General features: G+C 60.7%; 7 protein-coding genes and 1 pseudogene. 4 read left to right on the top strand and 4 right to left on the bottom strand.

The window, feature by feature from the left end; translation table 11 throughout:
• Positions 1-60 precede the first annotated feature (60 nt).
• Together ACFFAR_RS20510 and ACFFAR_RS20505 are read left to right on the top strand one after the other, a co-directional pair.
• Positions 61-567, top strand: a complete 507-nt coding sequence (locus ACFFAR_RS20510) for a flavin reductase family protein (RefSeq protein WP_075358095.1) — start codon at positions 61-63, stop codon at positions 565-567.
• A gap of 65 nt (positions 568-632) precedes the next feature.
• Positions 633-1550, top strand: coding sequence for a transporter substrate-binding domain-containing protein (locus ACFFAR_RS20505; RefSeq protein WP_174363845.1), 918 nt, complete (start codon positions 633-635; stop codon positions 1548-1550).
• Positions 1551-1665: 115 nt separating this feature from the next.
• Here ACFFAR_RS20505 and ACFFAR_RS20500 read toward each other — a convergent pair whose 3' ends face one another.
• Positions 1666-2457, bottom strand: a complete 792-nt coding sequence (locus tag ACFFAR_RS20500) for an MBL fold metallo-hydrolase (RefSeq protein WP_174363846.1) — start codon at positions 2455-2457, stop codon at positions 1666-1668.
• A gap of 20 nt (positions 2458-2477) precedes the next feature.
• Positions 2478-3296 carry an alpha/beta fold hydrolase gene (locus ACFFAR_RS20495; RefSeq protein ID WP_174363847.1) on the bottom strand — a complete coding sequence of 273 codons (819 nt, stop codon included), beginning with the start codon at positions 3294-3296 and terminating at the stop codon, positions 2478-2480.
• 124 nt (positions 3297-3420) lie between these two features.
• Between ACFFAR_RS20495 and ACFFAR_RS20490 the strand changes: the two genes are divergently transcribed.
• Positions 3421-4377 (top strand): LysR substrate-binding domain-containing protein, encoded by a 957-nt coding sequence (locus ACFFAR_RS20490; protein WP_174363848.1) that lies wholly within the window; start codon positions 3421-3423, stop codon positions 4375-4377.
• A gap of 34 nt (positions 4378-4411) precedes the next feature.
• Here the strand turns inward: ACFFAR_RS20490 and ACFFAR_RS20485 are convergent, their stop codons facing one another.
• The gene (locus ACFFAR_RS20485) at positions 4412-5539 is read right to left on the bottom strand and encodes an MBL fold metallo-hydrolase (RefSeq protein WP_174363849.1); all 1128 of its coding nucleotides are present in this window, start codon (positions 5537-5539) and stop codon (positions 4412-4414) included.
• Positions 5540-5622: 83 nt separating this feature from the next.
• Between ACFFAR_RS20485 and ACFFAR_RS20480 the strand changes: the two genes are divergently transcribed.
• On the top strand, positions 5623-6237 hold the full coding sequence (locus tag ACFFAR_RS20480; RefSeq protein ID WP_086381604.1) for a TetR/AcrR family transcriptional regulator: 615 nt from the start codon (positions 5623-5625) through the stop codon (positions 6235-6237).
• Between the two features lie 48 nt (positions 6238-6285).
• Here ACFFAR_RS20480 and ACFFAR_RS20475 read toward each other — a convergent pair.
• Positions 6286-6765, bottom strand: a pseudogene (locus ACFFAR_RS20475) (MFS transporter); the annotation flags it as partial.

Here is a 6765-nt window from a genome sequence, read left to right as displayed (position 1 = left end):
TTCGGCGACTAAGCGGCGCGCTATGAAGCCCAACATCACGATCAATTTCGAGTAAGAGCCATGCCCATATCGACCAATGTGAACGCTGACGCGTTCCGCCACGCAATGACGTGCTTTGCCAGCGGTGTCACGGCCATAACCACGCGAGAGGCCGGCTTGCCGTCGGGCATGCTCGCGACCTCGGTATGCAGCCTGTCCGTAGATCCCGCGACCATGCTGGTCTGCATCAACAAGTCAGCGTCCGCGCATGATGTCATTTTACGAACGAAGAAGTTTGCCGTGAACTTGCTGTCCGCAGATCAGACGGCGGTCGCGAAGCGCTTCACATCGTCGCGCGGCGCGGAGCGTTTCGAACCGGGACAGTGGCAAGACGGCAGCACCGGTTCGCCCATCCTGATCGGTGCGGTCGTCGTATTCGATTGCAACCTGATCGCCGTACATGACGGTTTCACACATAGCATCATGGTGGGTCAGTTGGCGGATGCAACGGTCAATGAGGACATGGCGACGGATTGCCTTTTATGGCACAGGCGCGATTTCGCGCAGAGCACACTAAGAGCGGCGTAACAGGGTCTGCGCCGATTGCAGTTCACTGGTTGCAAGCTACGTTCACTCAGCGAGGTTTGACTAGAATGAATTCTTACCCTCTGACCGGCACAGGATGCACGTCCCGGACCATCGTCCGGACGGCGGCGTGTGTCTTCGCCTCGCTGTTCCTCGCTCAAGTTGCCCGGGGCGAGGACTCATCCAAGGTTCCGAACGTCAAGGCCGATGCCGCGCTCGCGGCGGCCGTGCCGAAGTTTTATCGTGATCGCGGAACGTTGCTCGCAGGAGTCAATCCTGATGTCGTGCCGATCAAGTTCGTAGATGACGATGGCAATATCGCCGGCTTTACACCAGACCTCTTGTCTGCTGCCGCCGCCGTGCTGAACCTGAAGCTCGAGCTCGTTCAGTCGTCTTTCGACGCGCTGATCCCCGGGCTGAATGCAAATCGCTTTGACGTGTTGCTGTCGCTTTCCGATTTCACGTCCCGGCACGCGGTCGTTACGTTCGTCGATTACCTGAACATGGGCGACACCATCGTCGCGTCGCCGGCGAGGAATGTGTCAATGAAGTCGCTCGATGACCTGTGTGGCCTTCAGGTTGCGCTACCGCGTGGCTCGGCTTCGGGACAGGCAAGTGCCAAGATCAGCGACGCATGTATCAAAGCGGGAAAAAAGCCGCTTACGGTCGCGACCTATCCCGACTCCAATATGACACTGCTTTCGCTTTCGACGGGCGTCAGCGAAGTGGCATGGGTGGACTCGCCAGTGGGCTATTACAACGCCAGCAAAACGCCCGCAAAATACAAGGTCGTCTATTTCAATCCGCTGGCGCCATATGGCATCGGCTTTGGCGTCGATGAAAAGGGAAAGCAACTGGCGTCATCGGTTCAACAAGCGCTTTTGAAACTGCAGAAAGATGGTGTCTACGACGCGCTGCTTAAAAAGTGGGGATTGTCTTCCAGAGACGGAAAGCCGCTTTTTCCAATCAACGGTGGAAAGCTGTAGCCGTCAAGGTTGCAGGGTCCGGGCGAAGCTGCGTGGACCGTTGAAGGAAATTCGCGCGAAAGAAACGAGCACGCGTGCTGACCAAGCAATTCGTGGCTGGCAAGATGCCACCACCTTAATCAACAACCTCAGCGAGCTTGTGGCTGGCACATGTACACACGCCAGCCTCCATCCCGTATTTGCGCCCGGGCTTCTGCTTCCGCAACGAGAGAGCATGCCGGCGCACTTCCGCAGCATTCAGAGGGCCGCCATGGCCCATATGAAAGCGTTGCATACCCGCGTCCACCATTCCTATCAATTCACCGCTGACAGCTTGCGGGTCATCTTCGAACGGGGGGCGCATGGCGTGTCCCTTGCGTACCAATCCCCCAAGAAAGACTCCAGATGCGACGAGGTCGCCGACCAACGCGTCTCCACTGCCCAGTTCGACCGACACGGAGCCGGCCGTGTGGCCTGGGGTGTGCCTTGCCACGCCGTCGATTCCGTAAGGGCTCAGATCAAAGCTGGCATCGTCCTGCAGCAGGATGTCAGGCGTGAACGGCAAGTACGGTTCGCGGGGTAAGCCAGAGCGCAAGAAGAGCGGGCCCCACCAATGCGCGACGCAGTATGTCATCTCCTTGCGCTGCTCGTAGTAGTCCAGATCTCCGGCATGAGCCAGGATTGGTGCGCCCGTCAGTTCACGCAATCGTGCAGCCGAACCGGCATGATCCGTGTGCGCATGAGTGACCACGATCAGCGTCACATCTCGGAATCCGCGACCGTGCTCCATCAGAGCGCGGCCAATCTTTTCCTCCGAGCCTGGCGTGCCGGTATCGACGAGGACGCAGCCCCTTGCACCGACGATCAGGTGGCAGTGGACCATGCCGAACGGCAGGATAGGAATCGCAGCGATGGAAGGTTTGTTCATGATGTAGTCCTTATGGCCGGTTACGGCGTCATATCCTGCAGGGCCAACACGACGGACTCGCCCTCAATCGCAGCGACGAATCGCGCAATGAGTTGCGCCACCTCGGCGGGCGCCTCCAGCGGCGACAAGTGCCCCGTTCCGGGCAGGACGTGCATCGCCGCGTGCGGGATGCGAGGCAACAATTGCGCCTGCAGTGTTGCGACGGGATCGACCTGGTCAAGCTCGCCTGAGATGATCATGGTCGGCGCATCGATTGACGCCATCGCTGCTGTAATGTCTTCGCGCATGGCCACGTTTGGCCAGGCTGCCTTCGCCTGCGGTGCGCCCCTCAGGCTGTCCTCGATGACTTGCTCGCGGCGAGCGGCGTCGAGCGATCGCGCGGTCAGGACGTGATCGATCACGAATTCAACCGATTCGCGCGATTGATACGCGCCGGCCAACGTCGCACGTTGCTCGTCGGACAGGAGTATCGGCGACGGCGGTGAAGGCGCAACAAGCACAAGACCTTCGAGCCCGTTCGGCCGACGCGATGCGATAAGTTGAGCAACCTTCCCGCCCATCGAATGGCCGACCAGAACGTAACGCTGCAGCCCCAGCGCATCGATGACGCCTTCGGCGTCGGCGGCAAGGTCGGCGATGCCGTAGCCGTCGGCAGGCGCCTCGGAATCGCCCCAGCCGCGGTGATCGGTGGCGACGGTTCTATAGCGGTCGGACAATTCACTTGCTACCCCGTCCCATGTGCGCGACGAGCCGCCGTAGTAATGCAGGAACACCAGCGCCAACTCGCCGCTGCCGCGCTGCGTGACGTGGATTCGCGCACCGTTCGACTTGATGTCCATTTCTGTGCCCTCGTTTGTTAGTTGATGGCGAAATGTTAGATTCAAGTCTTCAATTTGATAATTGGCTGATTGGTGTTTTCAGTCGATAATCCTGTTATCGAATTGGAAAAGGAAGGGAGGGGACGTGGATCGACTCACGAGCCTTGGCGTTTTCGTCGCCGCCGTCGAGGAAGGCAGTTTTGCGGCGGCAGCGCGCCGCTTTGGCCTATCGGCGGCAATGGCCGGCAAACACGTAAGCGCCCTTGAGTCCGAGCTGAATGCGCGGTTGCTCCAGCGCACCACACGGCGCTTGAGTCTGACCGACACCGGCCAGACTTATTACGAACGCTGCAAGCGGATTCTCGAAGCCTTCGACGAAGCAAGGCGTGAAGCAAGCGATTCGCAAGGCACGGCGCGCGGTGTGCTGCGCGTCGCGGCGCCGGTCACGTTCGGCGCGATGCATCTGGGCGAGATCGTGGCGCGCTATCTGGACGATCACCCGCACGTCAACGTGGAAGTGCTGCTTGGAGACCGCTATGTCGATCTGATCGATGCAGGTGTCGACGTCGCAATCCGGATCGGACGGCTGGAAGACCCTGGACTTGTTACGCGCCGGCTTGCGCCGTGCCGCATGGTCGTGTGTGCGTCTCCCGCCTACCTGAAGCGCCATGGAACGCCGCGCAAGCCTGCCGACTTGATGCGTGCGCAACGACTTGCTTTCAGTGAAGCTGTATCGGCCGGCGACTGGACATTGTTCGATGCAAAAAACCGCGCGCACGTCATCGACGGACCAAGCCGGATGACAGCCAACAACACGCAAATGCTTCTCGCTGCAGCCCTCGCCGACGCCGGTATTGCGTACGGTCCGACATTCGTGTTCGGCGAGCACCTCCGGCGCGGCGAACTCGTCGCGCTGCTGCCGGCGTATCGCACGGCCAATCTGACGATCCAGGCGGTTTATCCCAGCGCGCAGCGCATACCGCTCAAGGTGCGCCGCTTTGTGGATTACCTGGCCGAAACGTTCGGCGATGAGCCGCCTTGGGATCGCACGGCGAAGCCTCTCGAGAGCGACGGTTCCGCGCTGGTTGAGAGCGGCCGTTGAGGCGAGCCGGGCGAGAGCGGGCGCTGCAACGGTGTCACGGATTGGTTTGCCGAGTGCGCCCGCACGAAAACCAGCGGCGCGGAGCCGTCGACACGTGCGCAACGTCAGCAACATCTCGCCACCACCGCTCACCGTGATGCGGCGTCGTCAGGTCGAGCCGCTCTCCCATGCGCGGCGTCGCGAGAGGAATGCCACGCGCGGCGGCAAGTGCGACCGCGCGCTCGTAGGGTTCCTGCCAGCGATGCATCGCCAGATCGAACGTGCCGTTATGAACCGGCACGATCCATCGTCCTTGCAGATCGGTGTGCGCCTGTATGGTTTCTTCAGGCTGCATGTGGACATACGGCCACTGGGCGTCGTAAGCGCCCGTTTCGAGCATGGTTACGTCGAACGGACCGAGTCGTTCGCCAATGGTCTTGAACCCGTCGAAGTAGCCGGTATCGCCGCTGAAGAACAGACGCAAACCGTTATCGACGATGACCCACGAGGCCCATAAGGTGCTGTTGCCGTCGAACAGACTGCGGCCCGAAAAATGTTGCGCCGGTGTGGCCGTAAATTGCAAGCCTTCGATCTCGGTACCTTGCCACCAGTCGAACTGGCGTACTTTCGATGCGTCGATACCCCATTCGACCAGGCGATCACCCACGCCCAGCGGCGTCAGAAACACCGCGGTCTTGGCCGCGAGCGCCAGTACCGTTTCGCGGTCCAGGTGGTCGTAGTGGTCATGCGACAGGATCACACCGCGAAGCGCAGGCAGATCTTCGAGCGAGATGGGTGGCGCATGAAAGCGCTTCGGGCCGAACTGCCTGAAGGGCGACGCACGTTCTGCGAAGACGGGGTCGGTCAACCAGAACTGACCACGAAGCTTGAGCAGCATGGTCGAATGTCCCAGCCGATACAAACTCCGATCGGGCGCTGCGTCGAGCTGCTCGCGCGACAGCGGATCGACGGGAAGTCTGTGTGCCGGTCGCGTACCGTCCGGTTTGTGAAAGATGATGTTCCAGATGATGCTTGCGGTCTTGCGGATTCCCTCGACCGGACGCGGCTTGACGTTGCGAAAGCGGGTCCCGTCGTGCTGGGTAGAGGCGCTGAACAGACCACGCCCGCGTTGCGCCGCTGTCAGGCCCAGGGTGCGGCGAATTGAACCGGTGAATGATGCCATCTAGGGCGCCTCGATATGCGAAGTAGACTGCCCAGTGTAGTTTGTTTTCAAGAAAAGTAAACTACCTGGTGTAAAATTTGCCAATGAATATCGTCGATACCTCCTTACGTCTTACCGACCGCAAGCGTGCCGCGATCATCGACGCGGCAATCCAGGAATTTCTGGCGGCGGGCTTCGATGCGACCAGCATGGATCGCGTTGCGGCGCGCGCGTGCGTCTCCAAGCGTACGGTCTACAACCATTTCCCAAGCAAGGAAGCGTTGTTCGCGGCGATCCTGCGGCAGTTGTGGGAGTCAAGTGACACAGATCAAGCGCCGGTGTATTCCTCCGGGCATCCATTACGCGGGCAACTTCTGCAGCTTCTCCTGAAGAAGCTTCGCCTTTTGAATGATGAGGCGTTCTTGTCCCTCGCCCGCGTTGCGATCGCGGCGGGCATTCATTCGCCGGAACGCGCGCGCGATATGGTGGCGCGCATGGGTGAGCGCGAGGAAGACCTGACGTGCTGGATTCGCGCAGCTGCTGAGGATGGCCGCCTGAACACGCCGGACCCGGCTTTCGCTTCACAGCAGTTGCAGGGTCTCGTAAAAGCGTTTGCGTTCTGGCCCCAGGTGACGATGGGGCAACCGCCGCTCAGCGTGGACGAGCAAAGGCGGGTAGCGGAGTCTGCCGCCGACATGTTTCTAGCGAGCTATGCGTGACTCGTCTGCGAGGTGACGGCATTCCCGTTGGCCGCAATACCGGAGTGTCTACTTGCTTTGTCCGGCAGCGATGCCGATGGGCGGCGTTTCAGCCGGATTGACCAGCTTCCACGTGAGCCACGTTGCCACTGCCATGAACGCTGCCGCACACAGAAACAGCGCCTGATAACCCCCTGCGAAGCTGTTGACGGCCAACGTGTGCAACGTCGCTGCGTCGATTCCCGGCAGTGCCACGCTGGCCAGGCGACCAGCAGTGATGTCCTGTACGAGACGCAGGCGCGCGGCCGCATCGATCGACGGCAACGCCTGGGCGACAATGCCATGAACACGAGCGTAAAGCACAACGCCGAGTGCAGCGATGCCGATCACTAGTCCGGTGAAACGCGTCGTGCCCGATACACCCGACGCCATCCCGGAACGCTCCTTCGGGATCACCGTCATGCCGACCTTGGTCGTCTCGCCATTGAGCAAGCCAGCGCCCGTCCCGACGACCAGCATGCCGGCAACAAGCGGCCAGTACTCAACCAT

Source organism: uncultured Caballeronia sp. (assembly GCF_964243625.1).
GTDB lineage: Bacteria > Pseudomonadota > Gammaproteobacteria > Burkholderiales > Burkholderiaceae > Caballeronia.
Note: the sequence above shows the minus strand (reverse complement) of the source record. Positions and strands in the feature narration are given on the sequence as shown.